The 26514-nt window shown below is 39.1% G+C and carries 26 protein-coding genes; 24 read left to right on the top strand and 2 right to left on the bottom strand.

Annotated features, from left to right (window positions below; translation table 11 throughout):
* Window positions 1-59 precede the first annotated feature (59 nt).
* Entirely contained in the window at window positions 60-767 is a 708-nt protein-coding gene (gene flgA, locus WNY98_RS12860) for a flagellar basal body P-ring formation chaperone FlgA (RefSeq protein ID WP_024599235.1), read from the bottom strand.
* Window positions 768-907: 140 nt separating this feature from the next.
* Between flgA and WNY98_RS12855 the strand changes: the two genes are divergently transcribed.
* From WNY98_RS12855 to WNY98_RS12755, 21 genes are all read left to right on the top strand, one after another.
* On the top strand, window positions 908-1840 hold the full coding sequence (locus WNY98_RS12855; RefSeq protein ID WP_007581858.1) for a chemotaxis protein CheV: 933 nt from the start codon (window positions 908-910) through the stop codon (window positions 1838-1840).
* Window positions 1841-1860: 20 nt separating this feature from the next.
* The gene (locus tag WNY98_RS12850) at window positions 1861-2691 is read left to right on the top strand and encodes a protein-glutamate O-methyltransferase CheR (RefSeq protein WP_024599234.1); all 831 of its coding nucleotides are present in this window, start codon (window positions 1861-1863) and stop codon (window positions 2689-2691) included.
* A 145-nt stretch (window positions 2692-2836) separates the two neighbouring features.
* Window positions 2837-3244: a flagellar basal body rod protein FlgB gene (gene flgB / locus WNY98_RS12845; protein WP_342878071.1), complete on the top strand. Its 408-nt coding sequence runs from the start codon at window positions 2837-2839 to the stop codon at window positions 3242-3244.
* A 5-nt stretch (window positions 3245-3249) separates the two neighbouring features.
* On the top strand, window positions 3250-3681 hold the full coding sequence (flgC, locus tag WNY98_RS12840) for a flagellar basal body rod protein FlgC (protein WP_010553247.1): 432 nt from the start codon (window positions 3250-3252) through the stop codon (window positions 3679-3681).
* A gap of 13 nt (window positions 3682-3694) precedes the next feature.
* Window positions 3695-4375: a flagellar hook assembly protein FlgD gene (locus tag WNY98_RS12835; protein ID WP_024595787.1), complete on the top strand. Its 681-nt coding sequence runs from the start codon at window positions 3695-3697 to the stop codon at window positions 4373-4375.
* A gap of 58 nt (window positions 4376-4433) precedes the next feature.
* The gene (gene flgE, locus WNY98_RS12830; RefSeq protein ID WP_007581862.1) at window positions 4434-5804 is read left to right on the top strand and encodes a flagellar hook protein FlgE; all 1371 of its coding nucleotides are present in this window, start codon (window positions 4434-4436) and stop codon (window positions 5802-5804) included.
* Window positions 5805-5961: 157 nt separating this feature from the next.
* Complete coding sequence (locus tag WNY98_RS12825) at window positions 5962-6705, top strand: flagellar basal body rod protein FlgF (protein ID WP_024589964.1); 744 nt, start codon at window positions 5962-5964, stop codon at window positions 6703-6705.
* A gap of 21 nt (window positions 6706-6726) precedes the next feature.
* Complete coding sequence (gene flgG, locus WNY98_RS12820) at window positions 6727-7515, top strand: flagellar basal-body rod protein FlgG (RefSeq protein ID WP_002959420.1); 789 nt, start codon at window positions 6727-6729, stop codon at window positions 7513-7515.
* Between the two features lie 16 nt (window positions 7516-7531).
* The gene (gene flgH / locus WNY98_RS12815) at window positions 7532-8215 is read left to right on the top strand and encodes a flagellar basal body L-ring protein FlgH (RefSeq protein WP_002959418.1); all 684 of its coding nucleotides are present in this window, start codon (window positions 7532-7534) and stop codon (window positions 8213-8215) included.
* 11 nt (window positions 8216-8226) lie between these two features.
* Window positions 8227-9321: a flagellar basal body P-ring protein FlgI gene (locus WNY98_RS12810; RefSeq protein ID WP_024592771.1), complete on the top strand. Its 1095-nt coding sequence runs from the start codon at window positions 8227-8229 to the stop codon at window positions 9319-9321.
* Window positions 9322-9487: 166 nt separating this feature from the next.
* Window positions 9488-10504, top strand: coding sequence for a flagellar assembly peptidoglycan hydrolase FlgJ (gene flgJ, locus WNY98_RS12805; RefSeq protein ID WP_342878070.1), 1017 nt, complete (start codon window positions 9488-9490; stop codon window positions 10502-10504).
* 1 nt (window position 10505) lies between these two features.
* Complete coding sequence (gene flgK / locus WNY98_RS12800; protein WP_342878069.1) at window positions 10506-12509, top strand: flagellar hook-associated protein FlgK; 2004 nt, start codon at window positions 10506-10508, stop codon at window positions 12507-12509.
* Between the two features lie 2 nt (window positions 12510-12511).
* Window positions 12512-13765, top strand: coding sequence for a flagellar hook-associated protein FlgL (gene flgL / locus WNY98_RS12795; RefSeq protein WP_342878068.1), 1254 nt, complete (start codon window positions 12512-12514; stop codon window positions 13763-13765).
* Window positions 13766-14059: 294 nt separating this feature from the next.
* A complete protein-coding gene (locus WNY98_RS12790; protein WP_278382871.1) occupies window positions 14060-14878 on the top strand; it encodes a flagellin in 819 nt (272 codons plus the stop codon).
* 192 nt (window positions 14879-15070) lie between these two features.
* The gene (locus tag WNY98_RS12785) at window positions 15071-15886 is read left to right on the top strand and encodes a flagellin (RefSeq protein WP_342878067.1); all 816 of its coding nucleotides are present in this window, start codon (window positions 15071-15073) and stop codon (window positions 15884-15886) included.
* 74 nt (window positions 15887-15960) lie between these two features.
* Window positions 15961-16353 carry a flagellar protein FlaG gene (locus WNY98_RS12780; protein ID WP_342878066.1) on the top strand — a complete coding sequence of 131 codons (393 nt, stop codon included), beginning with the start codon at window positions 15961-15963 and terminating at the stop codon, window positions 16351-16353.
* A gap of 10 nt (window positions 16354-16363) precedes the next feature.
* On the top strand, window positions 16364-17755 hold the full coding sequence (gene fliD, locus WNY98_RS12775) for a flagellar filament capping protein FliD (protein WP_342878065.1): 1392 nt from the start codon (window positions 16364-16366) through the stop codon (window positions 17753-17755).
* 10 nt (window positions 17756-17765) lie between these two features.
* Window positions 17766-18185, top strand: a complete 420-nt coding sequence (fliS, locus tag WNY98_RS12770; protein WP_342878064.1) for a flagellar export chaperone FliS — start codon at window positions 17766-17768, stop codon at window positions 18183-18185.
* The gene (locus tag WNY98_RS12765) at window positions 18186-18536 is read left to right on the top strand and encodes a hypothetical protein (RefSeq protein WP_342878063.1); all 351 of its coding nucleotides are present in this window, start codon (window positions 18186-18188) and stop codon (window positions 18534-18536) included.
* Complete coding sequence (locus tag WNY98_RS12760; protein ID WP_342878062.1) at window positions 18529-20595, top strand: 6-hydroxymethylpterin diphosphokinase MptE-like protein; 2067 nt, start codon at window positions 18529-18531, stop codon at window positions 20593-20595. Before WNY98_RS12765 ends, WNY98_RS12760 begins: the two co-directional genes overlap by 8 nt.
* Before the next feature lie 349 nt (window positions 20596-20944).
* The gene (locus tag WNY98_RS12755; protein WP_342878061.1) at window positions 20945-22381 is read left to right on the top strand and encodes a sigma-54-dependent Fis family transcriptional regulator; all 1437 of its coding nucleotides are present in this window, start codon (window positions 20945-20947) and stop codon (window positions 22379-22381) included.
* Window positions 22382-22718: 337 nt separating this feature from the next.
* Here WNY98_RS12755 and WNY98_RS12750 read toward each other — a convergent pair whose 3' ends face one another.
* Complete coding sequence (locus tag WNY98_RS12750; RefSeq protein ID WP_342878060.1) at window positions 22719-23312, bottom strand: DNA-3-methyladenine glycosylase I; 594 nt, start codon at window positions 23310-23312, stop codon at window positions 22719-22721.
* A gap of 132 nt (window positions 23313-23444) precedes the next feature.
* Here WNY98_RS12750 and WNY98_RS12745 point away from each other — a divergent pair, with 132 nt between their 5' ends.
* From WNY98_RS12745 to fliE, 3 genes are all read left to right on the top strand, one after another.
* Complete coding sequence (locus tag WNY98_RS12745) at window positions 23445-24557, top strand: ATP-binding protein (protein ID WP_342878073.1); 1113 nt, start codon at window positions 23445-23447, stop codon at window positions 24555-24557.
* Window positions 24554-26008: a sigma-54 dependent transcriptional regulator gene (locus WNY98_RS12740; RefSeq protein WP_342878059.1), complete on the top strand. Its 1455-nt coding sequence runs from the start codon at window positions 24554-24556 to the stop codon at window positions 26006-26008. The genes WNY98_RS12745 and WNY98_RS12740 overlap by 4 nt, the downstream gene beginning before the upstream one ends.
* A 156-nt stretch (window positions 26009-26164) precedes the next feature.
* A complete protein-coding gene (fliE, locus tag WNY98_RS12735; RefSeq protein WP_008168784.1) occupies window positions 26165-26497 on the top strand; it encodes a flagellar hook-basal body complex protein FliE in 333 nt (110 codons plus the stop codon).
* Window positions 26498-26514 lie beyond the last annotated feature (17 nt).

The raw sequence follows: 26514 nt of genomic DNA, 5'->3' as shown, positions 1-26514 counted from the left end.
TTACCCAACTTATGCCATGTTATCGGCATATACGTGGGATACTTTAGTATAAATCTAAATTAAATATTCACTTGAACAGACTCTACACCATCTACTCGCGCATTTAAAACTTTACCTGATTTTTTGTTTTTTATTTGTATCTGTTCGCCCAAAGTACCGTCTTCTAAAGCAATACCTGTGGTTTTAATTCTAAGGCCTCTGAGATTAGCGTAAATATTAACAGAGTCACCTTTGCACACCATACAAATTTGGTTTAGTAATACTGGCATACCACTTCTAATATTTCGTTTACTTCTGCTGCCTATTAGCATTGTAGGGTCATCTAAGTACTGAATTCGTACAAAGTGAGTTGGTTTCATTTCAATACTTAAATGCGATTTAGTTATTACTTCACCACGAGTTAAATTAGCAGTGGCAACAACAACTGGAGCCATTTCAACAACTCTTACATGAACGTATTGAGTCCACGTTTGCGCATCATTGCACTTGGCTTGTAAGGTTACTTGGCGGTTAAATGGTGGCTCATCGGATGTTGATAATTCAAGCTCAGTATTACAGACACGATCAGGGATGCGACTATCTAAAGGCAGTGCACTTAATTGAATATTAGTGTTTTGTAATGTACCAATCTGCTTACCTATGTAAGTGACGGCCATGTCTTGTAATAAGTCTTTACTAAACACTTTAGCGTGCAAAGGGAATGCAAAGCACAAGCTAGTAACAAAATAAAAAACACTGTATCTTCTGATTTTTTTTAACAAACTCATAATGTTTCGACTATGCTTATGGTTTCAAACAGGGTATAAATATTTTGCGTCAAAAAGTAGACGCACCCGCGATGTTATGTAGCTTTATAAATAGAAAGCAATTATCGTTCCGTATTATTTGTTTTCTTTAGGAGATTTGAATGGCAGGCATTTTAGACTCAGTAAACCAACGCACACAGTTGGTTGGGCAGAACCGCCTAGAATTACTTTTATTTAAGCTCAGAGGGCGTCAGCGTTTTGGTATTAATGTATTTAAAGTGAGAGAAGTGCTGCAATGCCCTCCACTAACAAGCATGCCAAAATCTAATCCGTATATTCGTGGTGTTGCACATATTCGTGGTCAAACTATTTCAGTAATCGACTTATCGATGGCTGTAGGTGGGCGCCCAATCGACAACATTAAAGACAGCTTCATAATCATTGCTGAATACAATCGCTCTGTACAAGGGTTTTTAGTGGGCGGAGTTGAACGTATTGTAAATATGAATTGGGAAAAAATAATGCCACCGCCATCAGGCGCCGGACGTTATTCATATTTAACGGCAGTGACCGAAATCGAAAATGAATTAGTGGAAATTCTCGATGTAGAAAAAATTCTCAACGAAATTTGCCCAGTAAACACAGAAGTAAGTGCTGAAGTTGCACAAAGTGGCGATATTCAAAAAGATTTAGGCGAACGTATCGTATTTATTGCAGACGACTCTGCTGTTGCGCGTAATCAAGTTAAACGTGCCCTAGAGCCGTTAGGCGTGCAAACAGAGCTTGCCAAAAATGGTAAAGAAGCACTTATAAGATTAAAAGAAATAGCAGAGCTTGATTGTAAAAACGATATTACTGAGCGGGTAGCATTACTCATCTCAGACGTTGAAATGCCAGAAATGGACGGCTATACCTTAACAGCTGAAATAAAAGCAGATCCCAAACTTGCACCTTTGCATGTTATTTTGCATACCTCTCTGAGTGGTGTTTTTAACCAAGCGATGATTGAAAAAGTAGGGGCTGATGACTTTATTGCTAAATTTAACCCAGACGAATTAGCAACAGCGGTTAAAAAGTGGGTTCATTGTGATTAACAAAAATAGGTGCTACTAACTTGAATAATAAAGATTTGCAGCAAAGTGAATACGACCAGTTTCGTTCGTTTTTAGAGCAGCAATGCGGCATTGTTTTAGGTGAAAATAAACAGTATTTAGTTAAAAGCCGACTTGCTCCGTTAATGACTCGATTTAATGTGGGATCTTTATCGGAGTTGGTTAGTAAAACACTTGGGCCTCACGAGCGGCAATTAAGAGCCGCTGTAGTTGATGCAATGACCACAAACGAAACTTTGTGGTTTAGAGATCAATACCCATTTGAGTTGCTCCAAAATAAGCTTTTTCCTGAGTTTAAAGACTTAAGGAGGCCTTTAAAAATTTGGTCTGCTGCCAGCTCGTCAGGACAAGAACCCTATTCAATAGCTATGTCAGTAGCTGAATTTAACGCCAAGCAACCAGGTGTGCTTCGTATGGGGGCACAAATTATTGGTACCGATATATCTAATACCATGCTTGATATGTGTAAAAATGCAGAATATGACGCGCTTGCACTTGCCAGAGGGTTATCTGCAGAGCGTCGTAAAAAGTTTTTTAAAGACAGCGGCAATGGTATGGCACAAGTAAACGATACAATAAAAAAACAAGTTAGTTTTAGGCACCTAAACCTGCTTGATTCTTACGCGTTAATGGGCAAGTTTGATATTATTTTTTGCCGTAATGTACTTATTTACTTTGCGCCTGAAATAAAAGCTAAAATTATTAATCAGTTTGCACAAGCATTAAACCCAAAAGGGTATTTGTTTTTAGGCGCGTCAGAGTCCCTAACAGGTCTAAGTACTGAATATGATATGGTTAGATGCAACCCCGGTATCATTTACCAAAAGAAATAACTAAGTTAATCCATTTCCCTAAAACGACGCCCTCAGCGTCGTTTTTCTATTTAGATACATAACCTTATAAAAATATAACACTTCCTAATATTAATGGCTTATTTTTTGCTTTATTCATGGGTAAGTCAATTTTTTGGAGAAGGTTATGGCTATCAGTTTTGATAAAGCATTAGGTGTGCATCCGCAAGCCATGTTGATACGTTCACAGCGAGCAGAATTAATTGCAACTAATATAGCTAACGCTGATACGCCTGGCTATAAAGCAAAAGATATAGACTTTGCCTCAGCTTTAAAAGCGGCAAGGTCAACCCAGCAAAGCGGCAATACTATGGTAAGAACTAATGATAAACACATTGGTGGAGGTACTCATAGTATGGGCAGCTCTGAATCATTTCGTTTGCCAAATCAATCAGATACAGGCGATGGTAACTCGGTTGATATACAAGTGGAACGAAACTTGTATACACAGAATGCTATGGAGTATCAGGCCAGCTTGCAATTTTTAAGCGGCAGATTCAAAGGTCTGAATAAAGCTCTCGGTGGTCAAGGATAAAAATTATGAGTTTATATAATGTTTTCGATATTGCAGGTTCGGGTATGAGCGCACAAAATGTTCGCTTAAATACCACAGCTAGTAATATTTCTAATGCTAATACCATTAGTTCATCTCAAGACAAAACGTACCGAGCGCGCCAACCTGTATTTGCGGCTGAGCTAACAAAAGCTTCAGCATCAGCAAGTAACCAGCAGGGCTCCGCAGTTGGTGTTAAAGTTTTGGGCATTGTTGAAAGCGATGCTCCATTACAAATTGAATATAACCCAAATCATCCAAGTGCGGATGAAAATGGCTATATCTATAAACCCAACGTTAATGTTGTAGAGGAGATGGCAAATATGATTTCTGCCTCTCGTTCTTACCAAACAAACGTGCAAGTTGCTGATGCAGCAAAGCAAATGCTAAGTAAAACACTGTTGCTAGGGCAGCGGTAACCGAGGGTAGGTTATGAGTAACGATATTAGTACATCTTCATCCTATTTAGACTCTATACGCTGGCAAGAGCAACAAGTTGCTACCAGTGATACTGAGAGTGATGCGTTAACACAAGAAGATTTTTTCTCTTTGTTAACTCAGCAATTATCGTTTCAAGATCCCAGTAACCCTGCGGATAACGATCAAATGATTGCTCAAATGACGAGCTTTACAATGGCGCAAGGGATCAGCGATTTAAATTCAAATTTTGATAGCTTAGCGTCATCTATGACATCAAATTCAGCTTTGCAAGCATCAACACTTGTTGGCAAGCAAGCTTTACTTGAGTCAAACACCTTAGATTTAAATGAAACGGGTGATGCCAGAGGCTCGGCAGTGGCAGAAGAAGCCGTTGATAACTTAAAAATCAAAGTGACAGATGCATCGGGTCAGCTAGTGAGAACTATTGATATGGGTTCTCAATCAGCAGGTGCAGTTCGCTTTGCGTGGGATGGCAAAAATGAAGCCGGTGAGCGTTTACCTGAAGGTGAATATTCAGTAACCGCTGAAGGAAGCACTGACGGCGAATTTTCAAGCTTGCCCATTGCTACATTTAAAAACATTGAAAGCGTTAATATTAATGGCTCAAGTGGCATTATTATTAACACTAAAGAAGGTGCGGTTAGGCTGACAGATGTAGCAGAAATCGCGTAATAAATTTTAGTATTTTCGCCTGCTAGCAGGCCACAGACTAACAGGTTAGAGGTGAATTATGAGCTTCAATATTGCATTAACCGGCCTTGCTGCCGCGCAAAAAGATTTAGACGTAACGGCAAATAATATTGCAAACGTTAATACCACAGGTTTTAAAGAGTCACGCGCTGAGTTTGCCGATGTTTACGCTTCATCAGTATTTAGCTCTGGTAAGACTAAAAATGGTGACGGTGTGCAAACAACCATGGTTGCGCAGCAGTTTCACCAAGGCTCACTGCAATTTACAAATAACTCACTTGATTTAGCAATCACTGGTGAAGGTTATTTTGCGATGACCGACGATTTATCTTCGCAAGATTTAACATATACACGTGCAGGTGCATTTAAGCTTAACCAAGATAACTTTATGGTTGACGCAAAAGGTAACTTTTTACAAGCATTCCCTGTTGACTCATCTACAGGTGATACAACGTCGGTAAGTTTGAGCACAACTGATCCAATTCAAATCCCTGACTCGTCTGGTTCTCCTCGCGCAACAGAAAACGTATTTTTGTCGTTTAATTTAGATGCAACGGCGGATCCATCAGGTCTAGATTTTGACCCTACGTCTAGTGGTACTTATAACTCATCTACGTCAACAACAGTATATGATTCACTAGGTGAACCTCATATTTTACAATACTTTTTTGCTAAAGAAGATGATGCCGCAGCAGGTGGTACAGATAACAGTTGGGAAGTATACGCAACACTCGATGGCAAAGTAGTTGATGGCACAACTGGTGGAGAACAAACAACGACACCTTATACACCACTGACTACCCTAGGTTTTAACTCAAGTGGTTTGCCATCAACAACAGGTGGTGTGGCAAATACAAATACAACTACTTTTGATGAAATACTACTGCCAGCGGGTTCTGGTGCTGGTTTATCAACATTACTAGACAATGGTGCAACTTTCCCAGGTACTGGTATTGAGCTTAACTGGCGCGATGAAAATAACACGGCTGGACGTATCCCAACTCAGTATTCAAGTGGTTTTGAAGTAAAAGCACTCGATCAAGATGGCTCAACAGTAGGTCGTTTAGCCGGAATTGATATAGGAACAGACGGTAAAATTGTCGCTTCTTACAGTAACGGTGACTCAACATTCCTAGGGCAAGTGGCTATGGTGCGTTTTCCGAACTCACAAGGGTTATCACAAGTGGGTGATACAAGCTGGAAGCAAAGTATTGATTCAGGTGAACCTGTAGCGGGTGAAGCCGGTTCGGGTACGTTTGGTGGAATTAACTCATCAGCGCTTGAGCAATCAAATACTAATCTTACAAACGAGCTTGTAGACTTAATTACTGCACAGCGTAATTACCAAGCAAACTCACGTGCGCTTGAAGTTAACTCAACTATTCAGCAAAGTATTTTGCAGATTCGATAAGCTAAACCCCATTAAATATATTAGGCTGCATTTTTGCAGCCTTTTTTATAAGTCCTCTTTGTAAGCCCTTCTAAATACCTCTCAATGTTGCGTCAAATTTAATCTGGCACCTATTTTGCATTTGTAAGTTCAGAGATTTTTTATGTGAGTCGATACTATGGACAAAATGGTCTACATTGCGGCCTCTGGCGCTAAGCAAAGCCTACAAGGGCTTGCTTTAAAAGCCAATAATTTGGCGAATGCAAATACAACAGGATTTAAAGCTGACTTTGCCCAGGCGCGTTCTATGCAAGCGTTTGGCGAAGGTTTGCCTACACGTGTATTTTCAATGCAAGAGCGTCCGGGTTCAAACATGGTATCGGGTGGCATTGTTCAAACCGGGCGAGACTTAGATATCGCGATGAGCGATAACGCATGGCTTGCTGTGCAAGATGCCTCCGGTAATGAAGCTTACACAAAAGTGGGTACGTTAAACATTACTGCTCAAGGCATGCTCGTAACCAGCCACGGTCGTCAAGTTATTGGCGAAGGGGGACCTGTTATTTTACCCGTCCCAGTCGAAAAAATAGGGTTTAGCCAAGATGGCGCTATTCAAGTTCGACCGCAAGGCGCTCCCGCTAACTTTTTAGAAGAAATAGACACGCTTAGAGTGGTAGAAGCAAATAGCTCCCAGCTCGAAAAAGGTAACGATGGTTTATTTAGACCAAAAGCAAATGTAACAGTAGATACCTCTGCCAATGTAAAAGTTTTAAGTGGTTCGCTTGAAATGTCAAATGTGAACCCTGTTCACGAAATGGTCGACATGATAAGCCACCAGCGCCAATTTGAATTACAAGTGAAATTAATGAAAACAGCTGAAGAAATTGACGAGCGTCAAGATCAGTTATTACGCATAGTTTAACTTTAAAATGAGGACACGATTATGAATCCAGCATTGTGGATCAGTAAAACTGGGCTAGACGCTCAACAAACCGATATATCGGTTATCTCAAATAATTTAGCGAATGCGAGTACCGTAGGTTACAAAAAAAGCCGCGCTATATTTGAAGATTTACTTTATCAAAATATTAATCAACCAGGTGGTCGTTCATCGCAAGATACCGAAATGCCGTCGGGCTTAATGTTAGGTGCGGGTGCTAAAGTTGTAGCTAACCAAAAAGAGTTTACGCAAGGCAACATGTTGACCACCGAAAACTCACTAGATTGGATGATTTCTGGCGAAGGTTTTTTTGAAGTACTGCAACCTGATGGCAATATTGCTTACTCGCGCAATGGTCAGTTTACTACTGATGGCGATGGACGAATTGTAACATCGGGCGCAGGTTACGTTATTCAGCCAGAAATGAATGTACCAGATGACGCGCAATCAATTACGGTTTCCCAAGACGGCGAAGTATCTGTACGTGTTGCAGGCCAAGCCGATAACGTTGTAATTGGTCAGCTGACTATTAGTGACTTTATTAATCCATCGGGTCTTGAGCCAATTGGTCAAAACCTTTATACCGAAACGGCTGTAAGTGGTGCGCCTGTACAAGGTAATCCTGGTGTTGAAGGGTTAGGTAGTATTATTCAAGGCTCACTCGAAACATCTAACGTAAATGTGACTGAAGAGCTGGTAAACCTAATCGAAACTCAGCGTATTTACGAAATGAACTCAAAAGTAATTTCGGCCGTTGACGAAATGATGAGTTATATCAATCAACAGCTTTAATAGAATAGGGGGAATTATGCGTAATATTATTTTATTTGCAGCGGGCACATTATTTTTAAGTGGCTGTATGTCTACGCAAAATAGTGAGGTAGTGCAGGACGACCCTTACTACGCACCTATGTACCCCGAGCCTATTTTAGAGCCGCTGGTAGCCACAGGTTCACTGTTTAATACTCATACATCAAACGACTTATATTCTGATAAAAAAGCGCTACGTACTGGCGATATAATTACGGTTAAATTGCAAGAGTCTACTCAAGCAACAAAAGCCGCTAAAACAGAAACAGACAAAGAAACTGACGCAAGCTTAGACCCAGTGATTGGCTTAGGTGGTCTACCTGTAAATATAGGTGGCGATAGTATCCAGTTTGGTATTGGTAGTGATTCGTCGTTTACGGGTGATTCAAAATCAAACCAGTCAAACAGCTTAGTGGGCGATATTTCGGTTAATGTAATGCGCGTTTTACCTAACGGTAATTTAGTTATACGCGGCGAAAAATGGCTAACGCTTAATACCGGCGAAGAGTTTATTCGTCTAGAAGGGCTAGTACGCCCTCAAGACGTAAGCGCCGATAATACGGTTGAATCAAACCGTATTGCTAATGCACGTATTCAATACTCAGGTAAAGGGCAAACGCAAGAAGCGCAAAGTCCTGGTTGGCTTACACGTTTCTTTAGCAGTTCGCTGTTTCCATTTTAGAGGGTAACAACATGAATAGCCTTAAAGCTTTATGTTTAGTTGTGTTATTAGGTTGGCAGTTTACTGCCAGTGCTGAGCGCATAAAAGATGTGTCTATGGTTGAAGGCGTACGCTCTAACCAATTAGTCGGTTATGGCTTAGTAGTTGGTTTGCCAGGCACTGGCGAGCAAAACTCATATACACAACAAAGTTTTAGAGGCATGTTGAACAGCTTTGGTATTACGCTACCTTCAACTCAAAGTCCTAAAATTAAAAATGTTGCCGCTGTGGCGGTGCATGCAGAATTACCCGCATTTAGAAAACCCGGACAAACAATAGATATTACGGTTTCTTCTATTGGTAGTGCAGGCAGCTTACGTGGCGGTACTTTACTACAAACTTTTTTAAAAGGTGTAGACGGTAACGTGTACGCAATTGCACAAGGTAGTTTAATTGTCGGTGGCTTAGGCGCACAAGGTCTTGATGGCAGTAAGGTTGTAATTAACACGCCTACAGTTGGTCGTATACCAAATGGCGCAACAGTGGAGCGCACCGTAGAAAGCCCATTTATGCAAGGCGATTACATTACCTTCAACCTAAACCGCCCAGACTTTACGACGGCAAAACGCCTAGAAAAAACAATTAATGACTTAGTTGGCCCAAATAGCGCACAAGCAATAGATTCTGTTTCTATTCGTGTTATAGCACCACGCGATGCATCCCAGCGTGTATCGTATTTATCAACACTCGAAAACTTAGAATTTAAACCAGCTGACATGGCCGCTAAAATTATAGTTAACTCGCGCACCGGTACAATTGTCATTGGCAAAAACGTTAAGCTTCAGCCTGCGGCTATAACTCATGGTGGCTTAACAGTAACAATTGCAGAACAACAAAACGTGTCACAACCAAATCCGCTAGCAAACGGTGATACAGTTGTCACGCAGCAGAGCATTATTGATGTAAACCAAGACGACTCGCGCGCCTTTGTATTTAATCCAGGTGTAAGCCTTGACGATTTAGTTCGCGCAATTAACGAAGTAGGCGCAGCGCCTGGTGACTTAATGGCTATTTTAGAAGCACTAAAAGAAGCCGGCGCAATTAACGGACAGTTAGTTGTTATATAAATAATCCAAGCCAATAAATAACGTATTACTTAAGCCCTATATTTTTGAAATTAGGGCTTTTTATTTACAGCAACTTAAGTTTATTATTTTTATCTTCCTTGTTTTATCTGTAGTGGCTCAATTTTTGCATTTTTAACTGTATTATTCATTTTGTGTCAAAAAGCCGATGGAAACTAATCACCTCGATAAACAAAACTTTTTTGATTTAGGCAACTTAGATTCACTTCGTAAAGAAGCCTTAACGAGTGGCGATGCATCAACTGATGCCTCTAAAGCTGCGCTCAAAAAAGCGGCCGCACAATTTGAAGCTATTTTTACGCAAATGTTGCTCAAAGGAATGCGTAAAGCTAACGAAGCATTTGAAGACAAAGACAGCCCATTTAATTCAAGTGGCGTAAAGTTTTTTGAAGAAATGCACGATCAGCAACTTTCAACAGAGCTTTCATCAAATGGCTCGTTAGGCCTTGCCGATCTAATAGTTCAGCAGTTATCGCCTGAGTCTAAAAACTTTATGCCAGGCTCGGTGCTTAGAACAACCAACGATATTTTTAGCGATACGCAAGTCGGTTCCGCTCTTCCTCATGAGCAAAAAAATAAGCAACCCGATCTTATCGTTAAGAGTACTAAAGCCGATATTGCTGAGCCTAAAGTCGATACTGCAGAGTCTAAAACCGATAGCCCAACATTTAAAAATGCAGAAGAGTTTGTAAGTTCAGTGTGGGAACACGCTAAAACGGCAGCGCAAAAAATTGGTTTAAATCCTGCGGTAATGGTTGCACAAGCGGCACTTGAAACCGGTTGGGGTAAACACATTATTAATAAAAGTGACGGTGGCAGCTCAAATAACTTGTTTAATATTAAGTCGGATAAAAGCTGGGAAGGTGATAAAGCAAGCAAAATAACGCTTGAGTTTGAGCAAGGTACACCCGTTAAAAAACAAGCCAGCTTTAGAGCCTACGATTCAATTAAAGACAGCGTGAACGACTTCGTTGATTTTTTAACGCAAAACCCACGCTACAAAGAAGCATTACAAAATACAGCTAAACCAAACGACTTTTTAGATTCATTACAAAAAGCAGGTTATGCAACCGATCCAAATTATGCCAACAAAATAAAACAAGTGCTCAATAGCAGTCAGCTAAAAGACATTGCGGCAAACGTGATCCGCCAAGGAGTAGAGTAACATGTCGTTTAATTTATTAAACATTGCCAGTTCTGGGGTTAGAGCAAGCTCGGAGCTACTGCAAACGACAAGTAAAAATATCGCCAATGTTAATACAGAAGGCTATGTGCGTGAGCGTACAGAGTTTACTACTATGGTTGACAACCAAGTAGGGCGAGGCGAAACATACCGATTACTAAATGAGTTTGCTCAGTCACAGCTAAATCGTGACACCTCTAATAAATCGTTTTTCGATCAGTTTATTACTGAGGCTAATCGAGTTGATACTATTTTTTCTGAAGAGTCGAATAATCTTTCGACTGGTATTAACTCTTTATTTAATAACGTGCAAGAAGCGCTAAATCAGCCCTCGTCTACTGTTGCTCGCTCATTAGTAATGACAGATGCGCAAAGCTTAATTGATCAGATGGATAGGCTTTCGGGCATCGTGCTTGATCAAAAAAGTATAGTAAACGAGCAGCTCGAAATATTTTCAGATGAAGCAAACTCACTCATTCAAAGTATTAGCACGCTAAATCAAAATATTGCAGCAGTTAATGGCACTAATAACGCCGCAGATGCCAGCTCTACCTATAACGAACGCGATAAAGCAATACGCGACTTATCAGAGCTAATAGACATAGAAACGCTTGATGGTCCAAATGGCGAAAAACTCGTTTTTATGGGCACAGGCGAAGCGGTTGTCATGCAAAATGGCGCATTTAACTTATTTTCGATGACGGGCGATCCTGATCCTAATTTTAAAGAATTCACGCTTGACGTTAATGGTGGCAAAGCTGTGCCGCTTGAAGTTGATGTAAGCAAGCTTAAAGGCAAAATTGGCGGTTTACTTGCTTTTAGAGATGACATATTAGTCCCTGCGCAAAACCAAATTGGTCAAATGGGCTTAGCTATTGCTGATGCATTTAACGAACAAAACAAATTGGGTATGGATGCAACAGGTCAGCTAGGGGGTAATATTTTTAATATACCTACCGTTGGCGCATATGCGTATCAAGCTAACACGGGCACTGCTGGTATGACTGCAACGGTAGAGCCAGGTAAGGGCAGTGAACTTCCTGCCAGTGACTTTATTATTACCTATACAGGCAATGCCAACGAAGTAAGTATTCAGCCTATAGATAACAAAGGCGATCCGTTAGGGCAGCCTTCACTTGCTGATATATCGACAGGTGTTATTGATTCATCGACTATTACCTCAGGCGAATCATTTGGTCTTCAAGTAAATGTATCTGGGGCAGGTGTTGAGGGGGATCAATTTCAAATAAAGCTTAATTCAGATGCCGCTTCAAGTATTACACTTGCAACAGGGCGCGCAGAAGATTTAGCACTAGCATCGCCAATCCGTACTGCTAACGATTTAAATAATATAGGTACCGCTACTATTTCAGCGGGAGAAGTAACAAGTGTTACCTCCGGTGGATTTACTTCAACACCAAGCTTAACAAACGGTGAAATAACGCTTGTTAAAACAGGTAATGCTAACGAATATCAAATTACTGATAATAGCGGAACGAGTACTTTTACTATTACGCCTCCTGCAAAAGGAATGTTATCGCAAGCGGGTGCTCCATTTGATACCTACGGATTCGATTTTGATATAGAAGGTACACCAGCAACAGGCGACACCTTTACACTTGAGTTTAATGAAGGCGGCTTTGACGATAACCGTAATGGTTTAAAATTAGCTGATTTACAAAATGGCGAGTTAGTACGCTTAAACGTAGAAACAACAGCAACGGCCGATAACCATAAAACGTTCAACCAAGCTTATTCAGGATTAGTGAGTGATATAGGTGTTATAACTGGCCAAGCAATCACAAGTGGGGCTGCATTTGACGCACTAGCACAGCAATCTGAGGCATGGTATGAATCACTATCGGGTGTAAACCTTGATGAAGAGGCCGCGAATTTACTGCGTTTTCAACAATCATATTCAGCATCAGCACAAGTTTTAGCAGCAGCTCAAGAAATTTTTGACACCTTATTAAATGCGGCGAGGTAATTATGCGTTTATCAAATAATTTAATGTACCAAAACAACATAAATAAAATACTCGACAACCAACAAGGTGTTGCAAATGCTCAAGAGCGAGTAACAACAGGTGAAAAGTATTTAACCACCTCAGAAGCGCCAGCTGCTATTTCGCAAGCTATGCTGTATTCAAATAAAATACAAACTAATGAGCAATACACTAAAAATATCGATCAGCTTAGTAATAGATTAAATAGTGAAGAAACTATATTAGAAAGTATTAACTATGCTATACAAAAAGCACAAACATTAACAATTCAAGCAGGTAACGGAGCATTAAGTAAGTCTGATTTAAGTTCTATAGCTTCAGAATTAGAAGGGATACAAAGTAGTATACTTGACCTAATGAATACCCGTTTAGAAGATGGGAAATTTATATTTTCGGGTTACCAAGACAATACGCAACCATATCAGTTTGACTCAGTTGCAGAAGAATACACTTATAATGGCGACCAAGGTCAGCACCAAATAACTATAGCTGAAGGTGTATCAATTAAATCAAGCGATAACGGCTTTGATACGTTTGAAAAGATTGATGCGCGATTAAATGTAGAATCTAGCACGGCAAGTGTTTCAGGCTCTATTACAGCGGCAAGTGTATATGTTGACGGCCAAGCTGAGTTTGATAAGTTTCATCAAGCAAATTACAACGCAGACCCAGCAGCTTCGGCAACAGCAAATACATATAGTGTATTAGTAAGCCCAGGTGCTACAGCAACAGATCCACAAACTTACGAAATATACCGAGGCGGCGCAGCATTAACCCCCGCTGTAACTGGTGAAGTTAACGATGATACAATTGAATACGCAGGTATGACGATTGAATTAGAAGGGAGTGCGCCTGGTCAACTAGATTTTAACCTTGAAAAACCAGGCAAAGAAAACGTACTTAATACATTACAAGCACTTATTACCGGCCTTAACGATGGCACACTTGAAGGTGATGACTTTCAACAAGTACTTGCTGATGGAGTTGTACAACTGCAGAATGCAGGTGAACAAGTTGTATTTACCCAAGCAAATTTAGGCGGGCGGCTAAATGTAGTCGATAGAATTACAGCTTCAAACTTGTCGATTGACATACAAAATAAAAGTAATCGCTCTAACTTAGTAGAAGTTGATATGGTTGAAGCAATTAGCGAATTGACCAAGCAAGAAACTGCATTACAAGCATCGCAGGCAACTTTTGGGCGTTTATCCAACCTTTCATTATTTGATTATTTGTAAATTCTGTTATTAAAGTTATTAGCTTACTAAAAGGTAATAACTTGCCTCCTCGCATATAAAAACAAGTGACAGTGAGCGGCAAAAATATGTCATTTACTAATAACTCTCTTATAAAAATATATCATTTCAAGTGCATTCTACTAATTACCTAAATAAATACAAAAAAAAACAATCAGATAAGGAGTTTTCATTAGTTGGCATGACTCATGCATTTAAATTAACGAAGATAAACTACAAATAGTGGTTCCTGCTTAAAGCATATAGAACCGCACCTTAACACTAGGAGATGGTAAAATGGCCTTAACAGTAAACTCAAATATTGCTTCGATAAACTCTCAAAGAAATCTAGCAAACTCAACAAATGACCTTAGCACTTCGTTTGAAAGATTATCATCAGGTTTGCGTGTAAACAGCGCAAAAGATGATGCCGCTGGTTTGCAAATTGGTTCTCGTTTAACTACTCAGGTAAATGGTTTAAACCAGGCTGCTAGAAATGCAAACGATGGTATATCAATATCACAGACCGCTGAAGGAGCCCTTGATGAAACAACAAGTATGTTGCAACGTATGCGTGTTTTATCAATTCAATCAGCTAACGGTTCTAATAGCGATGATGATAGAGCTGCGCTGCAAAAAGAGTTCGTCCAATTACAAGAAGAAATAGACAGAATAGCGGTAACAACGACATTTGGTGGAGTAAACGTTCTAAATGGTACTTACTCCGCTGAGTTTCAGGTTGGTGCAGATGCAAATCAAACTATTTCAGTTTCAATTGCTACAAGTATGGGGGCTACAGGGCTGGGAGTTATAACAGATACTATTTCGACAGCAGCCGGAGCGCAAACAGCGATTGATAGTATTGATGACGCATTAAAAATCGTTAATGATGTTAGGGCTGATTTAGGTGCCAAACAAAATAGATTTAGTTCTACAATTCGAAATTTAAGTAATGTTGCAGAGAACGTATCGGCTTCTAGATCGCGTATTATGGATGCCGATTTTGCTGCGGAAAGTGCTAGTTTGGCTCGAAATCAAGTATTGCAACAAGCATCAAGTACTATACTTGCTCAGGCAAATCAACAGCCTCAGATTGCATTATCGTTATTACAGTAACCATTACCTTCTAATTAAAGCTAGGTTTTACCTAGCTTTAAGGCTTTAGAAGATAAAAATAAAAAATAAAGCTAAAAAACATTAAAGTAAATAAATTTAGCGCCGATAACTTAATTGAATCAGGAATCACAGAGCAAAATACGTTTAACGTTAAGCTTGATTCCCATCTAGTTAAATTATTAGGAGGCTATCATGGCTTTAAGCGTAAATACAAATGTAATGTCATTAAACTCACAACGTAACTTATCAAACTCTACAAACGATTTGTCTACGTCATTCCAACGTCTATCTTCTGGTTTACGTGTAAACAGCTCTGCTGACGATGCAGCTGGTTTACAAATAGGTTCTCGCTTAGAGTCTCAAATGAAAGGGTTAGACCAAGCTGGGCGTAATGCAAATGATGGTATTTCAATAGCTCAAACTGCTGAGGGAGCATTGGAAGAAACAACAAATATGTTACAACGTATGCGTGTTTTATCAATTCAATCAGCTAACGGCTCTAATAGCGTTGATGATAGAGCAGCTCTTCAAAAAGAGTTTACTCAATTAAATGAAGAGATTACCCGAGTCGCAGATACTACGACGTTTGGTGGTGTAAATGTATTAAACGGTACGTTCACTGCTGATTTCCAAGTTGGAGCTGATGCTAATCAAGTAATTGAAATAAAAATTAGTACTGATATGGATGCTGCGGGTTTAGAAACTACCTCACTTGTAATTAGTACGGCTTCGCAAGCTCAGGAAGCAATCACTGCTTTAGATGCATCTTTGAAAACAGTAAACGATATACGTGCAGACTTGGGTGCGAAACAGAATCGTTTCAGTTCTACAATTCGTAATTTGTCTAATGTATCTGAAAATGTGTCTGCGTCTCGCTCTCGTATTATGGATGCTGACTTTGCAGCGGAAAGTGCCAGTCTTGCTCGAAATCAAGTATTACAGCAGGCATCAAGCTCTATGTTAGCGCAAGCTAACCAACAGCCACAGATTGCTTTGTCTCTTTTATAAAAAAGCTTATTTAAGAAAAGCTTTGTATACTGGAGACATCTGGTAGGCAAAGCTTTTTTTTTGGGAGAAATAAAATGGAGTCAAATAGCGCTGATTTAAACAAACAGAACTTAAATATCAATTTAACTTCTGTTTTAAGTGAAGGGCGGCAACTCACTTTAAATGCCAGTGATGAAAAATTAGAACAAGAGGTTCAAGTTAGTCCTAGTGAACTTGTTTCGGTACAAAATTTGCAGGAGTCAGTTTTAAAAATTGAATCACTCTCTCAACTGCAAACGAAACAGTTTGAGTTTAACATTCATGAAGAATCTAAAAAATCATTTGTTGTAGTGACCGATTCTGAAACAAATGAAATTATACGTCAAATACCAAGTGAAGAAGTGCTGGAGCTAGCAAGTAAAATTGATAAATTACAGGAAGAAATTTTTGGAACTTCGCTAGGTTTACTTTTTGACCAAAAAATTTAGGGGCTAAATTATGGCTAGTATCACATCTGCAGGGGTAGGTTCAGGTTTAGATCTTGAGTCTATAATTGAAGTAACTATTCAAGCTGAAAGTGCAGTTAAGACAAATCAGCTCAACGCCCGTGAGATAAATTACACAACCGAGCTGTCAGGTGTTGGAACTTTTAAAGCTGCCCTCGATACATTTAATGATGCACTTGCTAAACTTGGTGATGATGAAACGTACAATTCTAGGCTTGTATCATTTGGTAACGGTGTAGAAGAGTCTGAGCAAGCATTTGAAGTAGAAGTAGGAAGCTCTATGCAATCTGGAGACTTTTCTGTCGAAGTGCTGCAATTAGCAAAGGGCTCTAAATTACAATCTGCAGCATTAGGAACTTCCAATAGCACTATTGGCACTGGCAATTTAACGTTTAATGCAGGTGGTTCTGAATTTACAGTAAATATAGAAAGCGCAGATACCCTCGAAGATATAAGAAATAAAATAAATAAAGAGAGTGAAAACTTTGGTGTTAGTGCGAATATAGTAAATAGTGACTCCGGCGCAGTTTTAACATTTAGCTCTTCCATCTCTGGTGACGGTAATACACTTACAGTTACATCAGATGATGATTCACTTGCTGCCATAGCAACGAGTTCTCCTAATGGCAGTTCAGGCATGGTTATTCAACAACAATCACAGGACGCAAAGGCATTAATTAACGACCAGGCTGTAAGTAGCTCCACTAATGAATTAAGTGATAAAATACAAGGTACTACAATAACTCTTAAATCAGTAACTACTCAACCCCAAGAGTTTAGTGTTTCTGTAGATGAAGGAGTTGTAAAAGAGGGTTTGCAAGAGTTTGTTGATGCTTATAATGTTCTTAAAGGGCAGTTAGATACAGTGTCAAATGCTTCATCTGGGTCTTTAGCATCAGACAGTACCGTTAGAACTGTGGAACAACAATTGCAAAGAATGTTTACTAATGATCTAGGTGGTACTACAGAGATACAGTCATTATTAGAAATAGGTATTAACTTTAACCGTGAAGGTGAGATGGAAATATCAACATTAGGTATTGGCACATTACAAAGTGGTGAAGAGTTACTAAATAGTACGATCTCTGATAGGTATAGCTCATTACAAAGCTTTTTTAGCAGTGACGATGGTCTAGTAAATAAGGTCGATAGCTTAATTGAACTTTACACCGGTAGTGGTGGATCTTTATTAAAAAGAGAAGAGAGTCTTAATGTGTCTTTAGAAAAAGTTGAAACAGACAGAGACACTTTGAGTGAAAGGCTTATAAACCTTGAAGCATCACTACGAAGCCAGTATGCGTCTTTAGATAGCATAATTGCACAATACCAAACTTCTAGCTCTTATATATCAAGTATATTAACAAGTGTATCAAGTGATAATTAATAGGAATAATATGAACTTACGTGTAAACACCTACAAAAAAGCTCAAAAAGAACTTTCTCTTTCAGAAGCCAATCCTCATCAAGTTATTCAAATTTTGATGAGAGAATTTTTAACTCAAGTATATCAGGCTAAAGTTTTTATTCAGCGTTCAGATATTGAGTCTAGAAATAATAGTATTAAAAAAGCAATTGGTATTATAGGTGGATTAAAAGGAGGATTAAATTTAAAGCAAGGTGGTGATATAGCTGATAATTTAAATGCTCTTTATGATTATTTAGTTATTAGATTATCAGAAGCGAATACACAAAATTCGATATATATTTTAGATGAAATAAAGGAGCTGTTTTCGCCTATAAAAGAAGCTTGGGATGGTATTACAGAGGAAGACAAACAAAAAGGTTTTGCACTTTTAGAGCAAAGTGGTTTGTAAGTGGATAAGTCTCTCAATTATAAGGCGATGCAGCTTAGTGAGTGCCTAAAAAACTTACTTAAAGATGAGCGCTCTATGACAAAGGCTGAAGACTATAGCGGTTTAGCAGAGGTTATAGAAAAGAAAAACAACTTGTTAGCCGAATTACTTGAGCTATCCAGTAGCCTCGAACCAGAAAGTAAGGCGTTTGTCAGTAAGTTTATGGTGCAGTTCCAAGCAGAAACTCAAAAGCATTATGACTTGTTAGGTGATGAAAAAGTAAGGCTGCATATGTTACTTATCTCAATGCAAAAAAAGAAAAAACAGCTAAAAGCTTACTCAATAGTTAAGGAAGCGAGTAATTATGAATGACCTAACATCGGCTATAAATGAAAAGTTAGATGAACTTGAGCGCTATCAATCATTTTTACAGACACAGATTGAAAATAGAAAAAAATACGAGGCTAAATTAAAAGATTTTATAAGGCCTGATTTTGATTTAGAAAAAATGTTTCAATCTAATATGTTAGCTTTTGAGGCTATTTATCCTGATATTTACAATACTTTTTTAAATTATCAGCTCTCCCGCTTTGAGTTGCATATGGAAGACGGAAAAGTTAATGTTTATGACACTAAAGAAAAAATAAACCTATATAAACATGATATTTATCAAGATTCATATGTACAGTATTTAAGCTTTCAAGATAACCCAGTTGTGCTAACTAACAAGTTTTCTGTCCGAGAAAAAATCAATGATGGATTTATTCATAGTCATTTTTTAAATGAGCTTGCTGTTAATTTACAACAGCAGAACGAGCAAAAGAAAAGTAATCGACTACCTAAGGTTTTGCCAACTTTAATGCTAATGGGAATAGGTTGCGGTTATCATATTCACTCTATCTTAAGTGACCATATAGTGAAAAAGCTCTATATTTATGAGCCTCATATTGATCTTCTTTATTTAAGCTTATTTTTAACTGATTGGTCGCACATTTTTGAGCAGCTTAATGTAAATAATACTGAATTGCATTTTAGCGTTGGTGAGTTTGATACTGAACTGGGTATTACAAAAGAGGTAGAGTCCGTATTTCAAAGGTTTGGCCGCTTTTTTTCAGGATACAGTTTTTTATATAAACACTACCATGACGATTACCTAGATCGTGTTGCAAAACAGCTATCGCAACAATTTGTTGGTAATATATTAGGGTTCGGGTTCTACGATGACTCAATACTAAGTATAGATAATTTTTCTAGAAATTTTAATGTGCCTTTTCTTAAAGCTGACGGTTTAGATGAGTTAAAGAATATTCCTGTATATCTAATTGCAAATGGGCCATCGCTAGATGCAGATATAAAATGGCTTATAGAGCATCAAGATAACGCAATTATTATAAGCTGTGGCACGGCTCTCAGTGCTTTGCATCAATATGGATTAAAGCCAGACTTCCATTGTGAGATGGAACGTTGCCAGGTAACACATGATGTATTGACTTCTTTTTACGATAAAGAGTTTTTTAGTGGTATTACCCTTTTAGCTTTAAATACTGTTTTACCTTCTGTGTTTGCTATGTTTGAAGATAAAGTACAAGGTGTGAAGTGGGGGGAAGCGAGTAGTAAAATTTTTGTACAAGGCCTAGGGTCTCAAGAAAAACCGGCTTTACTAGTAAATTGTAATCCAACAGTAAGTAATTGTGCGTTGGCTTTTTGTGAAAAAATAGGTTTTACCGATATTACTCTATTTGGTGTTGATATGGGTTATAAATCCGAACAGCATCATTCTAAAAATAGTGTTTATTATGATGGTGAACGAGATTCAGGTTTGTATACACATAAAGCAAAGCACAAATTAAAAAGCAATTTTGAATCAGGTATTTTCGTTGAAACAGATGAAATTTTTAAGTATTCTCACTCAGTACTTGAAAGAACCTTAGCGCAAAATAAACATCTACAGGTGAGAAACTGCAGTGATGGTGCATACATTGAAGGTACTGTGCCTACACGGACAAGCTCTTTGATTAGTAGTCCAATTGAAAATAAAAGCACACTTGTTGCGCATATTGTTCAAAATATCAAGAGTTCAGAAAATTACACTGATGATGCCTTTGTTGCACTTCAAAACGATGTAACTTTGTTTATAGATCTATGTGATTTATACATTGAGCAACTGTCTAGTCGACCGACCTCTATTAAAGCGGTATTAGATACACTTGATGAGCAGCTTCATAGGCTTACAAGCTTTCATAATACCACTATCAGTTACTTTGATGAGTTGTTACGCGGCACACTTTTACACACTCACTCAATGTTAATAAATTCTTTGTATAGCGACCAGGATGAACAGTTAGCAATAAATAACTATTACACTAGTGCGCAAATAGTTTGCAACTACCTTGAAGCTATAAAAGAAAATTATACTGCTAAGTTTAGTTAGCGCCACTTTAAGAGTTTAGTTTTGTAAAGTTGGTTACAGTTTTTGGGGCTTGCACCCAAAGTGCGACTCTTAGTTAGTGGTTTAAATAAAAAATTTAAACTCAGGTTATGCAAATTTTGAACTCTGTATTTAATTAAAAAACTAAAGTGCATTTAACCTAGTGTCTACCATTTGTAATTCACTTTGGTAGGCGAAGTAATCTTTACCTACAGATAATTAATATATTAATCGAAAAGTGTCTGTTTTTTGGCGTTTATGTCAAAAAACTGCCGCTATCACTTGCATCCATGCTGAACTGGCTTACAATTTAACTAATTATACAAATTAGTGAAAGTACGGCTCGCTAAATATGATCTTGATTTTAGATAATAATAACAACCGCGCAATAGGATTAAATGCTTCACTTGGCTTTATTGGTGAAGCTGCTCAACTATTAAGCGAAGACTGCTTTGAACAAGAATGCAAAAAATATCAGCAGCAAGAATGCATGATTATTTTAGGAGCGTTGCAATCGCTTGACCACGAAAGCTTAATTAAACGCTATCCAACATTGCCGTTTTTATTAATTGGCGAAACGCTAAAACCACTATTAAGTATAGCTAATGTGGTGGGGCTTATTTGCGAGCCATTTAATCACGAAGTGACAACTCAGTTACTTCACGATTGCCAGCAGTATCAGCGAATGTTGCCTAATGAGCATAAGCATACTAAACCGCATAAAATTTTTGATGGGCTAGTTGGTGAAACAGAGGCCGTAAAAGATGTTCGCTTTTTAATTGAACAAGTGGCAAAAACCGACGCTAATGTTTTAATTTTAGGCGAATCAGGCACTGGTAAAGAAGTGGTTGCCCGTAATGTACACCTGCTTTCAAAGCGTATTAATGGCCCTTTTGTACCTGTTAACTGTGGTGCTATTCCGGCGGAGCTGCTCGAAAGTGAACTATTTGGCCACGAAAAAGGCGCGTTTACAGGTGCTATATCGGCTCGAAAAGGGCGGTTTGAACTCGCGCAAGGTGGGACGCTATTTTTAGATGAAATAGGCGATATGCCACTGCAAATGCAAGTTAAATTGCTGCGAGTATTGCAAGAACGCAGCTACGAGCGTGTTGGTGGTACAAAGGCTATTCAGGCTGATGTACGCGTTATTGCGGCCACGCATCGTAACCTAGAAACAATGATTGAAGAGGGCAGTTTTAGGGAAGATTTATATTACCGCTTAAATGTATTTCCTATCGAAAACCCATCGCTAAGTGAGCGAGCTGATGATATTCCGCTGCTTTTAAAAGAGCTAATGCGCCGTGTTAACGAGCAAACAGGTTCTACTGCTAAGTTTACAGAACGCGCAGTTGAGAGTTTAAAAGAACATGCTTGGCCTGGTAATATTCGTGAGCTTGCTAACTTAGTGGAGCGTATGGTTATTATGTTTCCTGAAAAAGTGGTCGATATTCCCGATTTACCTAATAAATATCGTTACATTGAAGTTGAAGCCTACGAGCCAGAATACCCCGAAGAGTTAATGGAAAAAGACGCCTTTAACGATATATTTAGCACCGGTTTCAGTGATGACGAAAGTGAGCCAGACGCTGAGTTTAGCCAAGCGGGTAGTGGGCTATTGCCTGATGATGGTATTGAACTTAAAGATTATTTAGCAGAGCTTGAAATTAGCTTAATAACCCAAGCTCTAGAGCGCTATGATTACGTTGTAGCTCGCGCTGCAGAAATATTAGGTGTACGCAGAACCACACTCGTTGAGAAAATGAAAAAGTATAATCTATCACGGGATTAAGGTTTAAAAGCAGCTGTCAGTGTTTAGTTATAAATTGGCCAAACACAGTAGATAAATAACCCCTCGTTTTGTAGGTGCGGTTTTATACCGCACTTTACTTAAAAATATTAGCAAGAGCGCGAAGTAAATTCGCACCTACACGGTTTTTACTTTTGTTGTAGACACTAGACTTGCATGCGTGAAAAACGAGACTTTTAATCACTTAAATAAAACGCCATCTCACAAAGAGAAAAACGAGGGTAAATGAGAAACCATAGTCAACCTACGCGTTACTTCTCTAAAGCGCAGCGTCTCTTAACCTCTTCGTGAACAAATCACTTTTATAGCTATAAATCACTCACCCACTAAAAGCCTTAATAATTTCTTCTTTTCTAAAACAATCATTACTGTGATCGTTAACCATACCGCAGGCCTGCATATGAGCGTAAACCGTTGTAGGGCCTAAAAACTTAAAACCCCGTTTTTTTAAATCTTTCGCAAATGCGGTTGATGCCTCTGTAATTGCAGGGTAGTCCTCAACGTTATTTAAATTACTTATAATCGGCTTATTACCCACAAACTGCCATTGGTAGTTACTAAAACTTCCAAATTCTTTTTGTATTTCTATAAAGCGCTTTGCGTTGTTAACAGTTGCCGAAATTTTTAAGCGATTGCGCACAATACCCTCATCAAGCATTAGTCTCTCAACGTCATCTTGTGTGAATTGTGATACTTTTTTTACATCAAAATTAGCAAATGCTTTTTTATAACCGCTGCGCTTTTTTAAAATTGTGTACCAGCTTAAGCCGGCTTGCGCGGATTCAAGCGTGATAAATTCAAACAGCTTTGTATCATCATAAAGGGGGACGCCCCATTCTTCATCATGGTAAATAACGTAGTCGGGTTTAGCGGTGTCGAGCCACGGGCAACGGCACTTTATTTGCTCACTCATTATTATTCCTTTTTGCGTGCGTCATTTTTATGTCGCTCAAATTGTTGATGTAACTTAATGATAAGTATGCAAATAAATTTTGGTATAAATCGTGCATTTAGACATATATCTACATCAATTCGAGATTTGATTATGGCCCTTGCTAGCGTGCTAAAACCACAGTTTTTTTCTGCAAATCAGTATAACCCATGTTTACTTCAAGAGGAGTACATTGGTGAATTAAGCGATCTGCGCAAGCAAGCAAGTTGGCTTTCGCATTTGGTTGATACAATGCCAGCAGGCGTGGTTGTACTTGATGGCAAAGGGTTGATTGCAAAAGCGAATCAAATAGCGATTGATATGCTTGGCGAGCCACTTGAAGGCGAACGCTGGTTTAATGTTATTCAGCGCTCTTTTAGGCCGCATCAAGATGATGGTCACGAAGTGTCTTTAAAAGACGGGCGCCTAATAAAACTTGATATTACCGCTTTAGCACCAGAGCCTGGGCAACTTATTTTAATGACGGATTTAACCGAAACCCGCCGCTTACAAAAACGTGTTGCACATATGCAGCGCTTAAGTGCGCTGGGTAAAATGGTTGCGTCATTAGCCCATCAAGTACGTACGCCGCTCTCAGCCGCTATGCTTTACGCTGCTAATTTAGGGTCAAAGCGCTTACCCGAAGCATCTCGCGATAACTTTCAAACAAAGTTAATGTCGCGTTTAAAAGATTTAGAAACTCAAGTAAACGACATGCTTTTATTTGCTAAAAGTGGCGATCAGCAAGTGGTTGAGCAAGTTTCAATGCAGCAGCTTTTAACAGAAGTTAAAGCGGGCGCTGATGCGATGGTCGCACTTAATGAAAGTGAACTGGATGTAAGCTTACCAGAGCCAGATATACAAATAGTCGGTAATAAAACGGCATTGGCCAGTGCTATTCAAAATCTTGTGCACAATAGTATTCAAGTTATTGGTGGCGGTGCAAAAGTAAAAATTAGCGCACAAAGAGATTTAAAAGATTTAGATATGGTTCGTATTAGTGTGAGCGACAATGGCCCAGGTGTTGATTTAAGCCAAAGCGATAAAATTTTTGAACCATTTTTTACTACTAAAAGTCAGGGCACAGGCTTAGGGCTTGCTGTAGTGAGTTCGGTTGCTAATGCACACCAAGGCCGTGTTGATGTGACTAATAATACGCATGGTGGTGCCTGCTTTAGCTTGTTACTGCCTATTAAGGCAGCATCTAAATTAAAGGGTTCATTATGAGTAACACTATTTTAGTTGTCGAAGATGACGCTGGGCTTCGTGAAGCCTTAATAGATACCCTTGAAATGTCGGGTATTGAATGTATTGCAGCGAGCAGTGCTGAGCAAGCAATGTTACTGCTTAAAAAAGATCAATTTTCGCTTGTTGTAAGCGACGTGCAAATGGGCGCAATGAGTGGACTTGATTTACTACGCAGTATTAAATTAAACCACCCTGATTTACCTGTATTGATGATGACGGCGTACGCCACAATTGACGATGCTGTAGAGGCCATGCGCCTAGGTGCAATTGACTACATGGCTAAACCATTTGCACCTGAAGTGCTGTTAAATATGGTGAGCCGTTATTTGCCTGAAAAAGCAAAAGAAACCGACGGACCTATTGTTGCCGACCCAACTAGTATTCAATTATTGGAGCTTGCGAGTAAAGTAGCACGCTCTGATGCAAGTGTAATGGTACTTGGCCCAAGTGGTTCAGGTAAGGAAGTACTCGCTCGTTATATTCATGATAAGTCGAGTCGTTGTAATGAGCCATTTGTGGCGATTAACTGCGCGGCTATTCCTGAAAATATGCTCGAAGCCACTTTATTTGGTTACGAAAAAGGGGCTTTTACAGGCGCGATTCAAGCATGTCCGGGTAAGTTTGAGCAAGCACAAGGCGGCACTATTTTACTTGATGAAATTACAGAGATGGACTTAGGGCTACAAGCAAAGCTGTTACGCGTACTGCAAGAGCGTGAAGTAGAGCGCTTAGGGGGTCGTAAAACAATTCAGCTTGATGTACGTATTTTGGCAACCAGTAATCGTGATTTAAAAGAAGCCGTGTCTGAAAACCAATTTAGAGAAGATTTATATTACAGGCTTAATGTTTTTCCACTTATGTGGCGACCATTGTGCCAACGCCCTGGCGATATTATTGTATTGGCTAAGCATTTAATTGAGCGCCATATCAGTAAAAGTAAAGAGCCCATGGCGTATTTAGATAAAGCTGCCGAGCAAAAGTTACTGGCCCACGCGTGGCCTGGAAATGTGCGCGAGCTTGATAACGTTATACAGCGTGCGCTTATACTGCGAAGTGGCGATACAATAAACGAGCATGCTATTTTTATTGAAAACTTAGTAGCTAATAACTTTGTTATGGAGCCTTCATTGGCACCGGCGCCAACAGAAGTGGCTCACGTAAATAAAGGCGTTGATAAAAGCACGCTAAGCTCGGCATACTACGATGAAAAATTGCATGCCGAGGATGAGCCTAAACAAGGTTTACTAGCAGCAGATACCGGTAGCTATAAAGATGAGCTTAAAGATAAAGAGCATCGCATTATTTTAGAAACCCTTGCACGTTGCCAAGGTAAGCGTAAAGACGTTGCCGAAACGTTGGGCATAAGCCCACGAACTTTACGTTATAAACTAGCGCAAATGCGCGATTTAGGTATTTCACTTCCTGCATAACCTCCTATAAACCCTAAGTTTGCGCTGCGAACTTAGGGTTGTCAAAACTCTGACTCACATAATTTAAAGCTAACTGCATGTATTTTAACAATTAATTATTTGGCATGTTTTGTGCTTTATTACTTGTAAGAGTTCACTGCGTGTCAGAGATAAATTATGAAAATTCAAAACAGTGCTGTATTTCAAGAAATGCAATCAATGGCTTTAGAAGCCGGCCGTAATAATCAAATAAATAAATTGCCGACTCAAGTTCAGCCTACTTCTACTTCCCAGTTTGGCGACATGCTAAGTGATGCACTAAATACAGTGCACGGTCTACAGCAAGATGCAGGTCAAAAAGTAAAAGCGGTTGAAATGGGTGATCGAAGTGTATCGCTTGCTGAGGCGATGATTGCTTCTCAAAAATCGTCAGTTGCTTTTGAGGCTACAGTACAGGTTCGTAATAAACTTGTTGAAGCTTATAAAGAAATCATGAACATGCCTGTTTAATTAGGTAGTGGAGAATT

The sequence above is a fragment of the Pseudoalteromonas sp. AS71 genome (genome assembly GCF_038900275.1).
Lineage (GTDB): Bacteria > Pseudomonadota > Gammaproteobacteria > Enterobacterales > Alteromonadaceae > Pseudoalteromonas.
Note: the sequence above shows the minus strand (reverse complement) of the source record. Positions and strands in the feature narration are given on the sequence as shown.